The sequence below is a fragment of the Sulfuriflexus mobilis genome (assembly GCF_003967195.1).
In the GTDB taxonomy this organism is placed as follows: domain Bacteria; phylum Pseudomonadota; class Gammaproteobacteria; order AKS1; family AKS1; genus Sulfuriflexus; species Sulfuriflexus mobilis.
In genome coordinates this window covers 2998952-3016561 of record NZ_AP018725.1, presented here as the reverse complement: position 1 = coordinate 3016561, position 17610 = coordinate 2998952, and the positions used below count along the sequence as shown (strand labels likewise).

Annotated in this window: 19 protein-coding genes; 14 read left to right on the top strand and 5 right to left on the bottom strand. The window is 54.4% G+C overall.

Features of this window, described 5'->3' with window-relative positions; translation table 11 throughout:
* Nucleotides 1–18 precede the first annotated feature (18 nt).
* Both EL386_RS15095 and EL386_RS15090 read left to right on the top strand, forming a co-directional pair.
* Complete coding sequence (locus tag EL386_RS15095) at nt 19–597, top strand: class I SAM-dependent methyltransferase (RefSeq protein ID WP_126457043.1); 579 nt, start codon at nt 19–21, stop codon at nt 595–597.
* Complete coding sequence (locus EL386_RS15090) at nt 594–911, top strand: hypothetical protein (RefSeq protein WP_126457042.1); 318 nt, start codon at nt 594–596, stop codon at nt 909–911. Before EL386_RS15095 ends, EL386_RS15090 begins: the two co-directional genes overlap by 4 nt.
* Before the next feature lie 3 nt (nt 912–914).
* Here EL386_RS15090 and EL386_RS15085 read toward each other — a convergent pair whose 3' ends face one another.
* Nucleotides 915–1157, bottom strand: coding sequence for a putative signal transducing protein (locus tag EL386_RS15085; RefSeq protein WP_126457041.1), 243 nt, complete (start codon nt 1155–1157; stop codon nt 915–917).
* 279 nt (nt 1158–1436) lie between these two features.
* Here EL386_RS15085 and EL386_RS15080 point away from each other — a divergent pair, with 279 nt between their 5' ends.
* The 4 genes from EL386_RS15080 (at nt 1437) to metH (ending at nt 7875) form a co-directional block, all read left to right on the top strand.
* Nucleotides 1437–2375, top strand: a complete 939-nt coding sequence (locus tag EL386_RS15080) for an SPFH domain-containing protein (protein WP_126457040.1) — start codon at nt 1437–1439, stop codon at nt 2373–2375.
* Nucleotides 2375–2821, top strand: coding sequence for an NfeD family protein (locus EL386_RS15075; protein ID WP_126457039.1), 447 nt, complete (start codon nt 2375–2377; stop codon nt 2819–2821). The genes EL386_RS15080 and EL386_RS15075 overlap by 1 nt, the downstream gene beginning before the upstream one ends.
* 127 nt (nt 2822–2948) lie before the next feature.
* The gene (locus tag EL386_RS15070) at nt 2949–4049 is read left to right on the top strand and encodes a GGDEF domain-containing protein (RefSeq protein ID WP_126457038.1); all 1101 of its coding nucleotides are present in this window, start codon (nt 2949–2951) and stop codon (nt 4047–4049) included.
* 133 nt (nt 4050–4182) lie between these two features.
* Nucleotides 4183–7875: a methionine synthase gene (gene metH, locus EL386_RS15065; RefSeq protein ID WP_126457037.1), complete on the top strand. Its 3693-nt coding sequence runs from the start codon at nt 4183–4185 to the stop codon at nt 7873–7875.
* A 216-nt stretch (nt 7876–8091) separates the two neighbouring features.
* On the opposite strand, the gene EL386_RS15060 is transcribed toward metH, so the two are convergent.
* The gene (locus EL386_RS15060; protein WP_126457036.1) at nt 8092–8589 is read right to left on the bottom strand and encodes a peroxiredoxin family protein; all 498 of its coding nucleotides are present in this window, start codon (nt 8587–8589) and stop codon (nt 8092–8094) included.
* Nucleotides 8590–8806: 217 nt separating this feature from the next.
* On the opposite strand from EL386_RS15060, the gene EL386_RS15055 reads away from it, so the two are divergent.
* Both EL386_RS15055 and EL386_RS15050 read left to right on the top strand, forming a co-directional pair.
* The gene (locus EL386_RS15055; protein ID WP_126457035.1) at nt 8807–9007 is read left to right on the top strand and encodes a DUF2788 domain-containing protein; all 201 of its coding nucleotides are present in this window, start codon (nt 8807–8809) and stop codon (nt 9005–9007) included.
* 2 nt (nt 9008–9009) lie between these two features.
* Nucleotides 9010–9528 carry a 2OG-Fe(II) oxygenase gene (locus EL386_RS15050; RefSeq protein WP_126457034.1) on the top strand — a complete coding sequence of 173 codons (519 nt, stop codon included), beginning with the start codon at nt 9010–9012 and terminating at the stop codon, nt 9526–9528.
* Here the strand turns inward: EL386_RS15050 and arsJ are convergent.
* Nucleotides 9525–10727 (bottom strand): organoarsenical effux MFS transporter ArsJ, encoded by a 1203-nt coding sequence (arsJ, locus tag EL386_RS15045; protein WP_126457033.1) that lies wholly within the window; start codon nt 10725–10727, stop codon nt 9525–9527. The genes EL386_RS15050 and arsJ overlap by 4 nt on opposite strands.
* Nucleotides 10728–10875: 148 nt before the next feature.
* On the opposite strand from arsJ, the gene EL386_RS15040 reads away from it, so the two are divergent.
* Nucleotides 10876–11670: an Hpt domain-containing protein gene (locus EL386_RS15040; RefSeq protein ID WP_126457032.1), complete on the top strand. Its 795-nt coding sequence runs from the start codon at nt 10876–10878 to the stop codon at nt 11668–11670.
* Nucleotides 11671–11767: 97 nt separating this feature from the next.
* Nucleotides 11768–12484 carry a hypothetical protein gene (locus tag EL386_RS15035; protein WP_126457031.1) on the top strand — a complete coding sequence of 239 codons (717 nt, stop codon included), beginning with the start codon at nt 11768–11770 and terminating at the stop codon, nt 12482–12484.
* 39 nt (nt 12485–12523) lie between these two features.
* Here EL386_RS15035 and EL386_RS15030 read toward each other — a convergent pair whose 3' ends face one another.
* Both EL386_RS15030 and EL386_RS15025 read right to left on the bottom strand, forming a co-directional pair.
* Complete coding sequence (locus tag EL386_RS15030; RefSeq protein ID WP_172597755.1) at nt 12524–12856, bottom strand: PilZ domain-containing protein; 333 nt, start codon at nt 12854–12856, stop codon at nt 12524–12526.
* A gap of 72 nt (nt 12857–12928) precedes the next feature.
* Entirely contained in the window at nt 12929–13753 is an 825-nt protein-coding gene (locus tag EL386_RS15025) for a DUF2797 domain-containing protein (RefSeq protein WP_197722119.1), read from the bottom strand.
* A gap of 81 nt (nt 13754–13834) precedes the next feature.
* Between EL386_RS15025 and EL386_RS15020 the strand changes: the two genes are divergently transcribed.
* The 4 genes from EL386_RS15020 (at nt 13835) to EL386_RS15005 (ending at nt 17609) form a co-directional block, all read left to right on the top strand.
* Nucleotides 13835–14032 carry a hypothetical protein gene (locus EL386_RS15020; RefSeq protein WP_126457029.1) on the top strand — a complete coding sequence of 66 codons (198 nt, stop codon included), beginning with the start codon at nt 13835–13837 and terminating at the stop codon, nt 14030–14032.
* An 8-nt stretch (nt 14033–14040) separates the two neighbouring features.
* A complete protein-coding gene (locus EL386_RS15015) occupies nt 14041–15192 on the top strand; it encodes a phospholipase D-like domain-containing protein (RefSeq protein ID WP_126457028.1) in 1152 nt (383 codons plus the stop codon).
* A gap of 145 nt (nt 15193–15337) precedes the next feature.
* Nucleotides 15338–16723 carry an HDOD domain-containing protein gene (locus EL386_RS15010; RefSeq protein WP_126457027.1) on the top strand — a complete coding sequence of 462 codons (1386 nt, stop codon included), beginning with the start codon at nt 15338–15340 and terminating at the stop codon, nt 16721–16723.
* A 328-nt stretch (nt 16724–17051) separates the two neighbouring features.
* Nucleotides 17052–17609 carry a hypothetical protein gene (locus EL386_RS15005; protein WP_126457026.1) on the top strand — a complete coding sequence of 186 codons (558 nt, stop codon included), beginning with the start codon at nt 17052–17054 and terminating at the stop codon, nt 17607–17609.
* The last annotated feature ends 1 nt before the right edge of the window (nt 17610 follow it).

The window sequence follows — 17610 nt, the reverse complement described above, 5'->3', positions numbered from 1 at the left end:
CTCAGTGAGAAGGTTAGGATGAGTGAAGAATTAACCACCAAGTGGGATGCCCGCTACCGCGCCGCAGAAGGTGAGGTCACCGCTTGTTATGCCCTACGCGAGTTTGCGCATTTGTTACCGAATGAAGGTGAGGCACTGGACCTGGCCTGTGGCCGTGGCGGCAACGCCCTGTTATTAGCAGAGCAGGGTTTACAAACCCAGGCCTGGGATTTGTCTTCGGTGGCAGTAGAGCATCTGCAAAGTCTTGCCGATGCACGTGGTCTGGCGATTCGGGCCAGTGTGCGTGATGTGGAGCAGGCACCACCGCCGGCAAACAGTTTTGATGTCATTGTGGTGAGTTATTATCTCGATCGAGGCCTCGCACCTGCTTTAATGAATGCACTAAAACCGAATGGTCTATTGTTTTACGAAACCTTTATACGGGAAAAGCCACCGGGACTCGGGCCGTCGAATCCGGATTATTTATTGCGTGAAAATGAACTACTGAGGTTGTTTAATAGATTGCACCTGCTGGCCTACCGTGAAGAGGGTCTGGTCGGCACGATGGGGAAAGGCCAGCGTAGTGTGGCCATGCTGGTGGCGCAGAGGCGAATATGAGCAGCGTGGAAAACTTTGAAAAGCTACTGGCCAGCGGACAGGATAATGCTTTACTGCGTTTTAGCCTCGGCAATGAATACCTGAAGGCAGAGGCCCATGCGAAAGCCTGTGAACACCTGGCTGAGGCGGTGCGGCAAAAGCCGGATTATTCGGCAGCCTGGAAGGTCTATGGCAAGGCACTGGCGGCCGCCGGCGAGACAACGGCGGCGATGCAGGCCTATGGGCAGGGCATCAAGGTGGCCGAGGAGCAGGGCGACAAACAGGCCGCCAAGGAGATGGGCGTATTTTTGCGGCGTTTGCAGAAACCGGTCTGAGGCCTAGTCTTCGGCCTCGAGCTCGCTGGAATAGTCGGTATTCAGGATCTCCAGTGCGCGTTGTGTCTGTTCCGGCCGGACCTGTAGTTTGATGCCGCCGACGGCAATACTGTACAACCAGTCGGTCTGTACCAGGTGCTCATCGGCTAGCCAGGCCTCGATCCCTTCGGCCTGTAGCCGCCCCATAGCAATATGGGCCTCGGGCATACTATCAAAACGGGCGACAATCACGCTTTCACTACTCATTATGGATTTTTTCCCACTTATATAAAAAAATTGTAAATTAAATGCTATAAATCTCTAAAGTAGTGACAACATATCAAATTGTACTGAAATTATGTTAAATCTTATTAATAGTGGTAAATATATAATCCATTTAAGGGTAAAGTTCCTTTATATGGGATTTTAATGCCATATATGCGCTGCATAGACCCCATATCAATAGTTGTCAGTCTGGATGTAAGCCTTGCCCGACTCACACTATACTGGCGCTAGCAGAATAATAATGACACAAGGAGACACAACATGCCTTTTTTAGATATTGCCTCAGCGGATTTATTCATTATCGCCTTCCTCGTGGTCGGCATCAGCCTCGTTTTCATGGGGGCCAAGGTCGTGCCGCAGGGGATGGAATATACGGTGGAACGCTTTGGTCGTTACACCAAGACCCTGCGCCCGGGCCTGCATATCATTGTGCCGGTCATCGATTCGATTGGCCGCAAGATAAACATGATGGAGCAGGTCTTTGATGTGCCTTCGCAGGAGATCATCACCAAGGACAATGCCATGGTCACGGTCGATGGCGTGGTGTTTTCGCAGGTACTGGATGCCGCCAAGGCCGCCTACGAGGTGAGCTACCTCGATAATGCGATCCTCAACCTGACCATGACCAACATCCGTACCGTCATGGGCTCGATGGACCTCGACGAGCTGCTCTCACAGCGTGACAAGATCAACGCGGAGTTGCTGTCAGTGGTTGATGATGCGACCACGCCCTGGGGTGTGAAGGTGACGCGAATCGAGATCAAGGATATTTCACCGCCGCGAGACCTGGTTGAGGCGATGGGCCGACAGATGAAGGCCGAGCGTGACAAGCGCGCCAATATTCTCGATGCAGAAGGTTTTCGTCAGGCCGAGATCCTCAAGGCTGAGGGTGAAAAACAGGCCGCGATCCTCAAGGCCGAGGGTGACAGGGAGGCGTCCTTCCGTGAGGCCGAGGCCCGTGAACGTCTGGCCGAGGCCGAGGCCAAGGCGACCATGATGGTCTCGCAGGCCATTGGCAAAGGCGATATACAGGCGATTAACTACTTTGTGGCGAATAAGTATATTGAGGCCCTGACGACAATTGGTGCCGCCGATAACCAGAAAGTCCTGTTCCTGCCACTTGAGGCCTCGAGTGTGATCGGTGCCATCGGGGGTATTGGCGAGATCGCCAAGCAGGCCTTTAACAAGGATGTGCAGTAATGGAATTGTTTACACAATTGAATGCCTGGCACTGGGGCATTATTGCTGCCGTGTTGATTATTCTTGAGATGTTTGCCCCTGGCGCCTTTCTGCTTTGGCTGGGTATAGCCGCAGCCGTTAACAGTATCCTGTTGGTATTTATACCGACCCTGGACTGGCAGATGCAGTTTATAACCTTTGCCATTGTCTCGGTGGTCAGTATTGTCATGTTTCGTCAGTGGCGTAATAAAAATCCCGAAGCCACCGATCAACCCTCACTGAACCGTCGTGGCGAGCAATACGTGGGACGCACCTTTACACTCGACGAGCCGATTGTGAACGGCCAGGGAAAACTGCAGGTAGATGACAGTACCTGGAAGATAGAGGGTTTGGATTGTGCAAGTGGTGTGCAAGTACGCGTGACCGGGGTGGACGGTGTCGTACTTCGTGTCGAAAAGCAGACTTAGGCCTGTGCTGATTTCAATAAGGTTTCAGTGGTAATACGCGAGATATCCGCGGAGATCTTGAGTTCTTGTTATGTCTGCCGATAATCTTACGAGGATAATTCAAGTATAAATAACGGGCAGGTAGCCTATGGAACAACTCGAACAAACATTGGCCGAGCAACTACAGATCACCAAGCGAGAGATCGAAAAGCGTAAGGAATTACTCGACTTCACCGCAGATGATGAGGCCATCTTGCTGTACCATAAACCCTTATTCAATAAATATATTGATGGTATCGTTGCACAGTTTTACGAGCGGCAGATTCAGGTAACGGAAATTTCCCTGCTGATTGGTGATGCCGAGACCCTGCGCCGCCTGCAAAGCGCCATGCGCCGTTATATCCTTGAACTGTTTGATGGTCACTATGATGAGGAATACGTCAACCGTCGCCTGCGTATCGGTAAGGTTCATCAGCGTATCGGGGTTTCGCCGAAGCTGTATATCGCCGCCGTACATTTGTTGCGCAAGGTCCTGCTGAAAACCATTACTATGCAGTTTTTCGGTAAAGAAGAGAGTCAGGAGGTCAAGTCCCTCGAGCAGGCCATTAACAAATTACTGATGTTCGATATCCAGTTAGTCTTCGATACTTATATCGCCAGCCTGATCTCCGAAGTCAATATGGCAAAAGAAGAGGTGGCTGATTATGCGAGAAACCTGGAAGACGAAGTGGCCACGCGAACCCGACAACTTGAGGAGTTATCGCTAAAAGATGCCTTAACAGGTTTGTATAACCAACGTGCATTTTATGATCACCTGCGGCGTGAAGTCGCAAATAGCGAACGCTACCAGGAAGTTTTGAGCCTGTGTTATTTCGATTTGAATGGCTTCAAAAACCTCAATGACACGGAAGGGCACGTAGAGGGTGATGCCGTGCTGGAACTCGTCGGCAAGGTCACCATGGCCGAGCTGCGTGATACCGATATTGGCTGTCGATATGGGGGAGACGAGTTTTGCCTGATCCTGCCGAAGACAAACCCCGACGAGGCCCGGGTGCTGACCGATCGCATTATAAAAACCTTCGAGGCCAGCGAAAATAAGGGCATCTCATTCAGCCTGGGCATTACCAGTATGGGCCCGGATGAGTTTATGGATATAGACAGCTTTGTTAAACATGCCGATGCCTTGATGTACAAGTCCAAGGCGAAGAGCAGGAAAAAACCGGGTTTCTATACCACCCTGGGCACCTAAGGCTAGCCACCCGGTGTCGACATATAGCGCCATCTCCCTTATTTAACAAGGACCTGTGCTACAATACCGCCTTAATTTAAGGTAGTGCGGTGCAGCCTGAGCTGCGCACGGCACAAGAACGGGTTTGGAATTCATGTCAGAACAAAATAGTCGCACACAGTTATTTCACCAGGTATTGGCCGAGCGCATCCTTATCCTCGACGGCGCTATGGGTAGTCTTATCCAGACCTACAAGCTGGAAGAGGCCGATTATCGCGGCGAACGTTTTGCTGACTGGGGCTGTGATGTCAAAGGCAATAACGACCTGTTGGTACTGACCCAGCCGCAGATTATCAGTGATATTCACAAGGCCTATCTCGAGGCCGGCGCCGATATCCTCGAGACCAACACCTTCAACGCGACCTCGATCTCGATGGCCGACTATGAGATGGAGGAACTGGTCTATGAGATCAACCGCGAGGCCGCGGCGATTGCCCGGGCCGCCTGTGATGAATTTGAAAAGGCCGACAAGCCGCGCTTTGTCGCCGGCGTACTCGGCCCGACCAATCGCACCTGTAGTCTCTCGCCGGATGTGAATAACCCTGGATTTCGTAACATCACGTTTGATCAGCTCAGGGAGGCCTATGGCGAATCCATTCGAGGCCTGGTCGATGGTGGCGCCGACATCCTGCTGGTCGAGACCATCTTCGATACCTTGAATGCCAAGGCAGCGCTATTTGCCATCGAGGAATATTTCGAGGCGCACAACACCAAGTTGCCGGTCATGATCTCGGGGACGATTACCGATGCCTCTGGCCGCACGCTATCCGGGCAAACTGCAGAGGCCTTCTGGAACTCGCTGAACCACATCCAACCGGTCAGTTTTGGTTTTAACTGCGCACTGGGTGCCAAGGAACTGCGCCAGTACGTCGAAGAGATCGCAGGCATAGCCAACTGTCATATCAACACGCACCCGAATGCCGGCCTGCCAAACGAGTTTGGTGAATACGACGAGACACCCGAGCAGATGGCCGCCGAGATCGAGGAGTGGGCGCAAAACGGTTTCCTGAATATTATCGGTGGTTGTTGTGGCACGACACCGGCGCACATTAAGGCCATCGCGGCTGCGGTTAGCAAGTACCCGCCACGCCAGCCAAGGCAGAAAGATTTTACCACGCGCCTGAGCGGCCTTGAGCCATGTAATATTACAAAAGATTCTCTGTTTGTGAACGTGGGTGAACGCACCAACGTTACCGGTTCGGCGAAATTCAAACGTTTGATCCTCGACGAGCAATATGACGAGGCCCTTACTGTCGCGCGCGAACAGGTAGAGAACGGCGCGCAGATCATCGATGTAAACATGGATGAGGGTATGCTTGATGGTGAACAGGCCATGGTCACTTTTCTGAATATGATTGCCAGTGAACCGGATATCTCGCGTGTGCCTGTCATGATCGACTCCTCGAAGTGGCCGATTATCGAGGCCGGTCTGAAGTGTATCCAGGGTAAGGGTGTAGTGAACTCGATCTCGATGAAAGAGGGCGAGGAAAACTTCATCCGCCAGGCGAAATTATGTCGCCGTTACGGCGCGGCGATCATCGTCATGGCCTTTGACGAGGAGGGCCAGGCCGACACACAGACACGCAAGGTGGAGATTTGTACACGTGCCTACAAGATTCTGACTGAGCAGGTTGGCTTCCCAGCAGAAGACATCATCTTTGACCCGAATATCTTTGCCGTCGCCACCGGTATCGAAGAGCACAATAACTACGGCATCGATTTTATCGAGGCGACCCGCGAGATCAAGAACACGCTGCCGCACGCGATGGTTAGTGGCGGCGTGTCGAACGTATCGTTTTCTTTCCGCGGTAACAACCCGGTGCGCGAGGCAATCCATGCGGTGTTCCTGTATCACGCCATCAAGGCCGGTATGGATATGGGCATTGTCAATGCCGGACAACTGGCGGTCTATGATGACCTGCCGGAGGAATTACGCGAGCGTGTCGAAGATGTGGTGCTGAATCGCCGTGAGGATGGCACGGAACGCCTGCTCGAGATTGCCGACAAATACCGTGGCGATGGCACGACTGCCAAAAAAGAAGAAGACCTTGAATGGCGCAGCTGGCCGGTGGCCAAGCGTATCGCGCATGCCCTGGTTAAGGGTATGGACACGTATGTTATTGAAGACACCGAAGAGGCGCGTCAGCAGTTTGATCGTCCCATCCAGGTAATCGAAGGTCCGCTCATGGATGGTATGAACGTGGTCGGTGACCTGTTCGGTGATGGCAAGATGTTTCTGCCGCAGGTCGTAAAGTCGGCACGCGTGATGAAAAAGGCCGTCGCCCACCTGATACCTTATATTGAAGCGGAGAAGTCAGGGGCCGTGCAGACTAATGGCAAGATCCTCATGGCCACGGTGAAGGGCGATGTGCATGACATCGGCAAGAACATCGTTGGCGTGGTCCTGCAGTGTAATAACTTCGAAGTTATTGACCTGGGTGTGATGGTCCCGGCCAACAAGATCCTTGAGGCCGCCAGGGAACATGATGTCGATATCGTTGGCCTGAGTGGTCTGATCACACCTTCACTGGATGAGATGGTACACATGGCCAAGGAGATGGAACGTCTTGGTTTTGATATCCCGATCATGATCGGTGGCGCAACCACCTCGAAGGCGCATACCGCGGTGAAGATCGAACAAAACTATCATGGCACCACCGTGTGGGTGAAGGATGCCTCGCGTGCCGTGGGGGTGGCGCAGAACCTGATCAGCGAAGACCTGCGTGAAAACTTTACCAGTGCCTTACGTGAAGAATATGACACTGTGCGCATCAATCATGCCGGTCGCCGCGCGCAGACCAAGTGGCTGAGGCTGGATGAAGCGCGCGCGAAAAAGCAGGCCATAGACTGGGGTTCCTATATACCTCCGGTACCGGCAACAATGGGCGTGCAGGTCTTTGATGACTACCCCTTGCAGGAGTTGCGTGATTATATCGACTGGACACCGTTCTTCCATGCCTGGGAAATGAAGGGCCGTTATCCGAAGATCCTCGACGATGCGGAGAAGGGCGAAGAGGCACGCAAGTTGTTTGCCGATGCTGAGACCATGCTCGACCAGATCATCAACGAAGGCTGGCTCAAGGCCCGTGCCGTGATCGGTCTGTTCCCGGCGAATAGTGTTAACGATGATGATATCGAGGTCTATACGGATGAATCGCGCAGCGAAGTACGCATGACGCTGCACAACCTGCGCCAGCAACAGGAAAAACCACCGGGCAAACCGAATCTGTGTCTGTCTGATTTTGTGGCACCGAAAGATAGTGGCAAGGCCGACTACATCGGTGGTTTTGCGGTGACCACGGGTATCGGTATCGATGAAAAGGTCGCCGAGTTTGAAGCGGATCACGATGACTATCATTCTATTATGCTCAAGGCGCTGGCCGACCGCCTCGCCGAGGCCTTTGCCGAACGCATACACGAGCGCGTGCGTAAGGAGTTCTGGGGCTATGCGAGTGATGAGGCTTTAACAAATGAAGAACTGGTGAAGGAGCAATACAAGGGCATTCGCCCCGCCTCAGGTTACCCGGCCTCGCCGGATCACACTGAAAAGCTGTTACTGTGGGATTTGCTCGATGTGGATAATAACGCCGGTATCACCCTGACCGAGTCGATGGCCATGCTGCCGACAGCGGCGGTGAGTGGTATCTATTATGCACACCCTGATTCCAGTTACTTTGCCGTCAGCAAGCTCAACCGTGATCAGGTTGAAGATTATGCCAAGCGCAAGGGTATGTCCCTGGCCGAGGCCGAACGCTGGTTATCCCCAAACCTCGGATACGACGTATAGGACATGCTAGTGCCCTGAAGCGCATGGACGCGCGGGAAGGGCCGATGTATAGGATATACGAATGTCCCGAAGCACACGGTGCCTTGACCTATCGAAGATAGGTAGGGTACTCATAATGAAACCCAAAGGGGTTCTATGAGACAGTGCGAGAGGGACCGACGTAGATTGATGCTTGATGAAGGTGATCATCAAGCATCAATCCATATTAACTGTTCTTTAACTGTTCTCGGCAATAAAACTTTCCAGGACCTCGGCAGGTACCGCTCCGGCCTGTGCCGCGCGCAGTTTGCCTGTCGGGTCAAAGACGAAGAAGGTGGGCGTGCCGACCCAGAACTCGCCGGTCATATCGTAATACATGGCGCCAATATCCTCGGCGTTACCGATAAGGTTTGGGAAGTTGAGTTTGTGCTCATCGACAAAGCCCTGCGCCGCCTCTTTATTGGCAAGGCCATCGATGGTGATGCCGAGTACGCGGGCATTACCATCCTTGTTCCTGTCATGAAGTGCCACGTATTCGTGGGCCTCTCTGGCGCAGATATGGCAGTCGGAGGCCCAGAACATGACCACCAACCATTTTCCCTTGCCGCTATAGTCCTCAATGCTGCGCGGTGTCCCGGTAAAATCCGTCAGGCCGGCGGCCTGGCTGCTGGCGGCGAACACGAGCAGGCTGGCGAGGAGGAGCGTGTAGATCGCTGCAAGGGTTATTTTTGGCATATCGGAGTTTCTCTGTGTGGGTAGCAAAACTAAAAGCTTTGACAGGTCTGCGGGTTGTTGGTTCCGGGACTGTTACTGTCCTCTGGGGTTCGTGCCCAGAATAGCAGCAGGGGCAGGGTGGTTACAGGTCAGGGCCTCAGGAGAATATAAGGGTTTACTAATATGCTATACTGGCCGCCCGTCCAGTCGAGGCAAACATCCCGGTGGGATAGCAACTATGAGTATTGAAGTATTCGAAGAGTATGCCCTGATCATCTGCGTCGGTGGGCTGATCCTCTATATGCTATATATTATTTATAAACTGGGTGAGGCGTCCAAGGCGGGTCGCTATGGATTTATCATCCTGTTTATTGGCCTGGGACTGGGCTTTGTTGGCGTAATCGCCAAATCCATACTCGTCGAGTTACTGGGACTGTAAACATGCCACTGCCCAAGGGTGTCTTTATTCAGGAACTGGTCGGGACCGAGATGCTGAATCGTGACATCCTGCGTGATTTCATGCTTCACCAGGGTGATGCCGACGTCCAGCGCAGTCACTTTATTGATGGTCGGTTTGAGAATATCTATCTGGGCACCGAGCAGGTGCCGGCGATGGCAAACGTCATCGAGCAGGCGATTGCTGCCGCGCAGGTATTTCTCGGCGACCCACAAGCCTTGCAGGCGGGATTCTGGTTTAACGCCATGTCACCCGGACAGAGCACCCAGATACATACCCACGATGATGACGATGAGCGTCTCTCTGCTGTCTATTACGTGACCGCCCCGCAGGGCTCCGGTGACCTGATCCTGGAATCGCAGACGGGGCCTTATACACTGAGTCCGCATGCCGGCCGACTGGTATGTTTCCCCCCCGACATGCCTCACGCCGTGAGCAAAAATCTGAGCCAGCAGATGCGCCTGTCAGTGGGCTTTAATTTTGGTCCGGCCCGCCAGAGTTAAGGGGCGCGCGGCAGGCGCAGGCTAAAGGCCAGCGCACCGAGCAGCAGGCCCACAGCGCCGAGCAGACAGCCGGTCAGCCCAAACTGTGTAAACAATAGCCCCGACAGGATCGTACCGAGCAGACGGCCGGCGGCATTGGCCATATAGTAAAAACCCACATCCAGTGTAACCCCGTCATGTTCGGCATAGGCCAGTATCAGGTAAGAGTGGATGGCGGAGTTGATGGCAAAGACAATGCCGAACAAGGCCAGACCGACAAAAATGGCCAGTGCCGGGGAGAGACCGGACTGCAGCAAGGCCAGCAACAGGCCGAGACTCAGGATCAACCAGCCGAGCACCTTCAAGGCCGTGCCGCCATGCGGGTGCTGGCCGCGCCGGATAAAGCGCGGCACCATGGCCTGGACGACGCCATAGCCGATCACCCAGGTCGCCAGCCAGCCACTGACCTGGGGTGGTGACCAGTTCAGCTGTTGTGCCAGATAAAGCGGCAGGCCAACGACAAACCAGACATCCCGTGCCGCAAACAGAAAGAATCTGGCCACAGACAGCTGGTTAATCTCATGGCTCTTTGAGAAAAGTTGTTTGAATTTCGGTTTGCGACTGGCCTGTCCCCATTCACCTGGCAGCGCCGGGGCAAGAATGAGCAGGCCGGCGAGCAGGACCGCGGCCATGCTGAAGAGGCTGGCCTGGAAGCCGATCGTCGAAAGCAGCAGGCCGCCGAGGAAGAAACCGAGGCCCTTCAGGGCATTTTTTGAGCCGGTAAGCAGGGCCACCCAGTGATAGAGGTGACCGGGCCGATCACTCTCCACCACCAGCTTGACACCGCTCTTGGCACTCATCTTGGTCAGGTCTTTGGCGATCCCGGACAGGGCCTGGGCAACCATGACATAGACTATGAGTAGCCCCTGCGACCAGGCCTGATCCATCAGGCCGAGCATACCCAGTGCGATCACCTGCAGACCAAGCCCGGCATACAGGGTCAGGCGCAGCCCCGTGTGCGCGGCAATCCAGCCCCCGGCCAGGTTGGTGACGATGCCAAAGACTTCGTAGAAGAGAAACAGTGAGGCAATCTGCAAGGCATCGAAACCCAGCTGGTGAAAGTACAACAATACCAGCATGCGCAACGCGCCATCGCTGAGGGTGAACAACCAGTACAATAGTGTGATAAGGCCGTAGTGAAAGTGTTTGTAGTCGCGCATCGTCTGTATAGTTTATCGAAAAAAAATGTCCGGCAGGCTAAAAGCCATAAAAAAAATAATAGAGTTATTTAAAGTCTCTCGCCTGTCCGTCGATAATATAGGGGGCGGCCTCGTTGTCGGTCTTATAACCTTGTACTAGAGTCAGTTAATGGTTGATAAAAGCAAAACTCCCTCCCCGGATGTCAGCAAGATGTTGGCATTGTTGCGTGCTGACTTTGTCACCGAGTTACCCTCGCGGCTTGGGGAGGTGGAGGGGATAATCCTCGAACTGGAGAAGAGTGCGGCATTCACCGAGCAGTACGAGTCACTCTATCGCCATGTGCACAGTATCAAAGGCAGTGCCGGTACCCATGGGTTGCCGATCATCTCAACAGTTTGTCATGCCCTTGAAGACGAGATCGTCAAGGTCGAGGACAAACAGTCTTTGCTCAATCATGACAAGGTGGTGGTGTGGCTGCGTTTTATCGATGTCTTGCGACAAACACTCGACTTGATCAATACCGGCGGTGAAGACTTTACCGTTATTGAAGACGAGCTGGATAAGCTACGCGGCAAGGGCTGTGACTACCAGTTTAGTGGGCTGCTGGTAATGGCCCCGGGCCTGCACCAGCAGATGTGTATATCCGCCCTGGATAATGACACGGTGACCTTATCATTTGCCGAAAGTGGTTATCATGCATTGGGCAGGTTGTTGCATGAAAACTTCGACTTTATTATTTCTAATATGGAGCTGCCCGATCTCAATGGTTTTGCCATGATCACCGCATTACGCTTGTCAAAGCGGCGTAATCATAATATCCCCAGCGTGTTATTAACCTCGAAAGACCTTGAGTCTTGCGGGCGTGATAGTGACCCTGATTATGTCATTAAAAAAGATGCCAATATGTCGACAGCGATTTCACAGACGGTTGAGAAAATCATCAAGACCCAACATAGCCAGTAAGCGACCTATCGCATTACAGATTGATAAATGCCCAGCCAGTGACTACTATTTTCCTCAGAGACGAATAAACCTCAAGAAAACTTAAACTGGAGCGAAAATGGCAGAAGGGCAATATCAGGTGATCTTCAGTGGGCGCATTATCGATGGTGCCGAGCTTGATATGGTCAAGGGCAATGTGGCGCGCCTGTTTAAGCTGGCACCCGAGCAGGTTGATAAACTCTTTTGTGGCAGACGCCTGATCCTGAAAAAACAGGTCGACCAGGCGATGGCCGAAAAATACCAGTCCACCATGCTGCGCGCCGGTGCGATCTGCGAAGTGCAGGACATGTCGTCGGGCCAGGCACCCGCCAAGGCAGAGACCGTCATTCCCGCGACTGGCCCTGTCACCCCACAAACCGCGCCGTCAGAAGCCCCATCATCAGCCATTAGTATCGCCGCGCCCGGTGTGCAACTGGTCGAGCAGCAGGTTGTGCCGGAGGCGAACATTGATACCGGCAGTATGGATATGGCCGCGCCTGGTGTGCAACTGGTCGAGCAACAGATTGTGCCGGAGGCGAACATTGATATCGGCAGTATGGATATGGCCGAGCCCGGTGTACAACTGGCCGAGCACGAGGACGTGATCGAGGCCGACATTGATACTAACGGCATAGACATGGCCGAGGTGGGTATTACCCTGGTCGAGCCGAGTCAGACCCCGCCGGCCAACATTGATACTAACAGCATGTCTATGGATGCCCCGGGGGTACGACTGGTGGAGGGCGAAGAGGTCCCGCCGGCCCAAATCGACACCAGCCACTTATCGGTTAACTAGGGTCTTCGCCAATGGCTGCTATAAAGGGCCGGTATCAGGCTAGCTGCCGGCCTTGTCAGGTGGGTCGATGTGAGTCAGTTTGCAGGCCACTTCATATTTTACTATCGAGAGCTTGTCACAACGAACGATGTTGCCCGAGCCGCTCAGGGCCGGCAGGTCGCGATGACGGCCGCGCTCCAGGCGCAGGCTGATCAAGGTGCCGATCGGGAGGTCTCGGTTGCAGGTCATGAGCACACCCGTGGCTGAAAAGTCGAGTAACATGCCCACGCACCAGCGTTCTTCTTCATGGGTACGGTAGAGCACCGGGCATGTCGCCACCATGCGCGGAAATACACGTTTGTTGTGTGCCGGTTCAGGATGACCTTCAGACATACTCTCCTCCATTAGTGATAGCCCTCTGCCCGGGCGTCCCTGCCCCTAATCGCTTAGGTCATCCCGGCGTTTTTAATCGAGTTCTACCTCGACATAATAACCGGCAAACTTACGGATATTCAATACACCGGTATCAAGGAGCAGGTATTGTCCCTTGATGCCCTGCAGGGTGCCTTCGATGAGCGGCGTCTTGTCAAAGTTCAGTGAGCGGACCTTGTCGGGGTAGGCATGCACCGGATAGTCGATTTCGACGATCGGCGCGTTATCAAGCCATTCGATGGCATTGTCATCAAAGCGACTTGCCAGTGCCTGCACGGCATCACGGGTCTGCGTAAACAGGGCATCACGCTGTGCCGCCAGGTCCACGGCCTCCGGTGCACCCTTGAGCATACGACGCCAGTCTGTGCGGTCCGAGACATGGTCTTTCATGGCGACCTCGACCAGGCCTGAGAGGTAGCGGTGTGAGACGCGAAAGATCGGCAGGGCCTGGCTGGCACCCTGGTCAATCCAGCGCGTGGGAATTTGCGGCGCGCGGGTAATGCCGACCTTGATACCAGAGGAATTGGCCAGGTAGACGTAGTGGGCCTGCATGCAGTTTTGTTCACCCCATTGCGGTTCACGACAGGTGCCGGCCGCGTAGTGGCAGGTCTCCGGCTTCATGATGCACAGGTCACAGGAGGCCAGGCTTTGTGAACAGGGGTAGCAATGTCCCTGGCTATAACTCTTGCTGGTTTTGCGACCACAGGCGAGGCAGTGAATATCGCCGCTATATGCCATGCGCAGGCGTTTGCCGACATGCGGATTAAGAGTCTCGGCCTCATTATCGACCAGTAGGGTGTAGGTAACGGGTGACTCCAGGCTAACGCGCATCTTGCGCAAGTGACCGGCAAGCTTCATTGTTTACTCCGACCTCGTTATGATGGTTAACGGACTCGTTGTGAGTCTGTGTTAACTCGCTAGATAGACAGGAGATTATACATGCAGGCACTGGAGCTCTGGGAAAAACTCTTAATCGGCGTTTTGGTCGTGGGCCTGATCTTTCTGTTCCGTCCCGGTATTAAGGCCACCTGGGAGCGCAGCCAACAGGCGAAAAAAGACTGGGCGGGTTTCCTGCTGCCGATCGGCGGGATGGTGTTGTTTATTATTCTGCTGATCTACATGGCGCGTAATGGCTAGGCTTGTCCATGACGGGCAAAAAGAAATCGATGGCGAGCCATTTTCCCCTTCGCGAGGGCAACCAGTTTGAGTTGCTGATTAATGGCAAGGTGTTCTTGCCACGCATGCTGGCGGCGATCAAGGCCGCACAAGAGTCGATTTGTCTGGAGATGTACCTGTTTGAATCCGGACAGGTGGCCACGGATTTTATCCAGGCGCTGAGTGCCGCGGTCGAGCGGGATGTCCACGTACGTTTATTGCTGGATGATTTTGGCGCGCGTGGCCTGGCGCTACGTGACCGCGAACAAATTCGTCACGCCGGGATTGAACTGGTCTTTTATAACCCCTTGCGCTGGTACCCCCTGTCTCATTGGAAAAAAAATATCGCCCGGGATCACCGTAAATTCCTGCTTATTGATGCCCACTACGGTTTTACTGGTGGGACCGGGATCACCGATGCCTTTATCGAACGTGGGCAGGCCCCGGCCTGGCGTGAAACCATGCTGGCGATCCAGGGACCGGTACTGCTCGATTGTCAGCAGGTGTTTGATCGTCTTTGGCAGCAACTGACCGGGGTTGGTCCCGCGGAGCAATTCCGGGATGCGGATTTGGCCAGGGGCGATGTGCCTGCACAGTTGCTGGTGGGTTATGGTTTTGGTGGCCAGGCGATTCGCAGTAGTGTGATGCGGGCGATCGGCCAGGCCAGGCGACAGGTATGGCTGTCGACACCGTATTTTATCCCGGTACGCCGCCTGCGACGTGCCCTGTTGCTGGCGGCAAGACGTGGTGTCGATGTGCGTCTGCTGGTGCCGGGGAAGTCGGATCACCCGGCGGTGAACCTGGCGGGACAGCGCCACTACGCCGGTCTGCTGCGTAAGGGTGTGAAGATCTATGTGTACCAGCCGCAGGTCTTGCATAGCAAGATTCTGCTCTGTGATGACTGGGTGACCATGGGCTCGAGCAATTTTGACCGCTGGACCCTGCGTTGGAACCTTGAGGCGAATCTGGCCATACACTCGGCGGGGTTTGCCGAACAGGTCTGTCGACAGTTTATCACCGATTTTGAGCAGAGCCGGGCCCTGGCGCTGTCGGCCTGGCAACAACGCAATACCTTGACCCGTCTACAGCAATATTTCTGGTCGAAGGTCGCCAACTGGCTGGATCGCCACCGCTGGCGTTAATACCGCGATGACCCGGATAGTACTCGGGCCAGACTCACCCCAGAAATGCCCCCTTTAATAATGTATGTAAGGCCTTGTGAAAATCAATAACCCCTGTAATAATAATCAATTAGAATGATTGTATTAAGTAATTTGTAGGATCTGAATGAGCACTCAAATAGTCAGGGTATTCTTGCAAAAGTGCGGCATTCACTGTGAGCATATCCCCCACCCGCCTGCGCTGTCCCTTGAACAGGTTGCCCGGCAGCTGTTTATCCCGCTATATCAGTTTGCCCGAGCCACTTTACTGCGCGATGCAAAAGGTTACCTTATGGCCGTGCTGCCAGTGGGGAAGAGCATTGATTTCGTGGCTCTGAAACAGGCCTTGTCGAGGGATTTTGAGCTGGCCTGGCCGGAGGAGTCAGCCGAGGTCTTTGGCGCTATGCATATCGGCGCGATCCCGCCGCTGGCGCCCTTATACGGGGTCGCCACGCTACTGGATACAAGTTTTGCCGACAGCGAGAGGATTTTCCTGCCAGATGGCAGTGGCCAGGGCCTGCTGCAGGTATGCAGGCAGGACTTTATGCGCTTGCAGGCCTCTGCGACCCAACTGTCTTTTACCCTCGAGAATGCGCCAAGGGCCGCAATGAATACGGGTACGGCCAGTGTCGAGGTGCAGAAAGTGCAATCCCGCGCACGCATGATGCGAGAAAAGGTGGGGAACCTGCAGGATTTACCACCCATGCCGGATGTGGTCGCACAGTTGCTGCGCCTTAGCAGTGACCCCGAGACCATGCCTGCCGATGTGGCACGCGTCGTGGCGAGCGACCCGGCAATCAGCGCACAGATCATGCGTTATGCGCAGTCACCCTGGTTTGCCTACTCGGGGCAGATCGAGAGCCTGGACGAGGCTATTTACAGTGTCCTGGGCGTCGATATGGCGAACAATATTGCCCTTGGCATGGCCGCCGGCAAGGTGTTTACCGGCAAACAACAGGGGCGGTTTGGTACGGATCGTGTCTGGCGTCATGCCGTCTATTGCGCGACGCTGGCAGAGGGCCTGGCCCGCGAAGTGCCCGCCCATATGAAGTTGAAACCGGGTGGCGTATACCTGTCCGGGCTACTGCACAATGTGGGTATGCTGATCCTGAATCATTGTTTCCGAGAGGAACACGCCGAGCTTGAAATGCTGGCGCAGCAGCAAGCCGGGAAGCCTGTCTGGCAACTCGAATGCAAGCTGTACGGCATGACCCATGCTGAGCTGGGTGCCGACCTGATGCGCCGCTGGGACCTGCCCCCGGTCGTTGTCCGCAGTATCCGGCACCACCATGATGTCTCCTATACCGGCCAGCACCGCAGCGAGGTGTTGCTTATCTTTTTGGCCAACCGGCTATTAAAACAGCATGATATCGGTGATGAGGCGAGTGATGAGATCCCAGAGGCTTTGCTCAGGACACTAGGCCTGGAGCGGGAGGGCGTACAGCGCCTGTGTCAGAACATCATGGATTGCAGTACCTCGCTGGATACCATGGTCCACCATCTGGCCGCCTGAGCCATTCGCCCTGCCTGGATCCGCTTTATATTATTGTCCCCTTATCGCAGTGCATGCAGCCACCCTCTGCCATGGTATAACACGGGCATAATAAAGTACTCATAAGTGTCAGTAATACAGAACAACTGACACTAGAAAAAAACCCGGCCAAGGAGGGCCGGGTTCGGTAACGTCGCTCTTTTGGAAGGAGATTGACGAGGTGTAGTATGCACGTGACGGTCGCTGTTGGCTGTCGGAGACTACAGGTGATACCTGTAGGATATTTACCCATAAAGGTCTTCGTCATTCGAGACATTGAGACGAAACAAGGATAATCAGGAGAACGGACATGACGGGAAAATACAATATTGTTTTTGGTTTTCTGTATCTGGTACTGACCGCCGCTCTCGGCCCGGTCATGGTCAACAACCTGCCGGCGATCGGCGAGGCACAGGCTGGAAAGCAGCAACACATGGGTGCCCTGCAGCTTGCTGCCGATAGTGGTTTTGAGAATGCCGAGACCCTCGAGCCGATGACGGCAGCCGAGATCGCGCGTGCCAATGCCGCAGCATTGCTGGCCCTGAACAAGCAGTTCAATGCCGAGTTGCCGAATACGGCAATCAAGGGTGGCCCGCATGCACACGGCAACCTTGAGGCCCTGCTGAATATCGTCGTCGGTGTCGTACTCGTGTTCCTGAGTGTGGGGCTGCGCTTCAAGCAGCTAATCTCGGCGGTATTTATCCTTGGCACCCTGCTGCATTCCGGGCTCCTGTACCTCGTGGTGGTGTTTAACCTGGCCTGGGCCGGTACCTTGCTCGGCACGGGGGTTGGCCCGGTGTTGATCCTGCTCGGTCTGCTACTTGCGGGTATTGCCGCGGCGATAGGCTGGAAGGGCAAGGTGGCCTGAG

Bases quoted from the DNA above. Each gene is read 5' to 3' on its own strand.
- EL386_RS15055 (WP_126457035.1), top strand. From the start codon at position 8,807: ATGAGTATTGAAGTATTCGAAGAGTATGCCCTGATCATCTGCGTCGGT.
- EL386_RS15010 (WP_126457027.1), top strand. From the start codon at position 15,338: ATGAGCACTCAAATAGTCAGGGTATTCTTGCAAAAGTGCGGCATTCAC.
- EL386_RS15095 (WP_126457043.1), top strand. From the start codon at position 19: ATGAGTGAAGAATTAACCACCAAGTGGGATGCCCGCTACCGCGCCGCA.
- EL386_RS15035 (WP_126457031.1), top strand. From the start codon at position 11,768: ATGGCAGAAGGGCAATATCAGGTGATCTTCAGTGGGCGCATTATCGAT.
- EL386_RS15090 (WP_126457042.1), top strand. From the start codon at position 594: ATGAGCAGCGTGGAAAACTTTGAAAAGCTACTGGCCAGCGGACAGGAT.
- EL386_RS15085 (WP_126457041.1), bottom strand. From the start codon at position 1,157: ATGAGTAGTGAAAGCGTGATTGTCGCCCGTTTTGATAGTATGCCCGAG.
- EL386_RS15060 (WP_126457036.1), bottom strand. From the start codon at position 8,589: ATGCCAAAAATAACCCTTGCAGCGATCTACACGCTCCTCCTCGCCAGC.
- EL386_RS15020 (WP_126457029.1), top strand. From the start codon at position 13,835: ATGCAGGCACTGGAGCTCTGGGAAAAACTCTTAATCGGCGTTTTGGTC.
- EL386_RS15080 (WP_126457040.1), top strand. From the start codon at position 1,437: ATGCCTTTTTTAGATATTGCCTCAGCGGATTTATTCATTATCGCCTTC.
- EL386_RS15050 (WP_126457034.1), top strand. From the start codon at position 9,010: ATGCCACTGCCCAAGGGTGTCTTTATTCAGGAACTGGTCGGGACCGAG.
- EL386_RS15040 (WP_126457032.1), top strand. From the start codon at position 10,876: ATGGTTGATAAAAGCAAAACTCCCTCCCCGGATGTCAGCAAGATGTTG.
- EL386_RS15070 (WP_126457038.1), top strand. From the start codon at position 2,949: ATGGAACAACTCGAACAAACATTGGCCGAGCAACTACAGATCACCAAG.
- EL386_RS15005 (WP_126457026.1), top strand. From the start codon at position 17,052: ATGACGGGAAAATACAATATTGTTTTTGGTTTTCTGTATCTGGTACTG.
- EL386_RS15030 (WP_172597755.1), bottom strand. From the start codon at position 12,856: ATGTCTGAAGGTCATCCTGAACCGGCACACAACAAACGTGTATTTCCG.
- arsJ (WP_126457033.1), bottom strand. From the start codon at position 10,727: ATGCGCGACTACAAACACTTTCACTACGGCCTTATCACACTATTGTAC.
- EL386_RS15015 (WP_126457028.1), top strand. From the start codon at position 14,041: ATGACGGGCAAAAAGAAATCGATGGCGAGCCATTTTCCCCTTCGCGAG.
- EL386_RS15075 (WP_126457039.1), top strand. From the start codon at position 2,375: ATGGAATTGTTTACACAATTGAATGCCTGGCACTGGGGCATTATTGCT.
- EL386_RS15025 (WP_197722119.1), bottom strand. From the start codon at position 13,753: ATGAAGCTTGCCGGTCACTTGCGCAAGATGCGCGTTAGCCTGGAGTCA.
- metH (WP_126457037.1), top strand. From the start codon at position 4,183: ATGTCAGAACAAAATAGTCGCACACAGTTATTTCACCAGGTATTGGCC.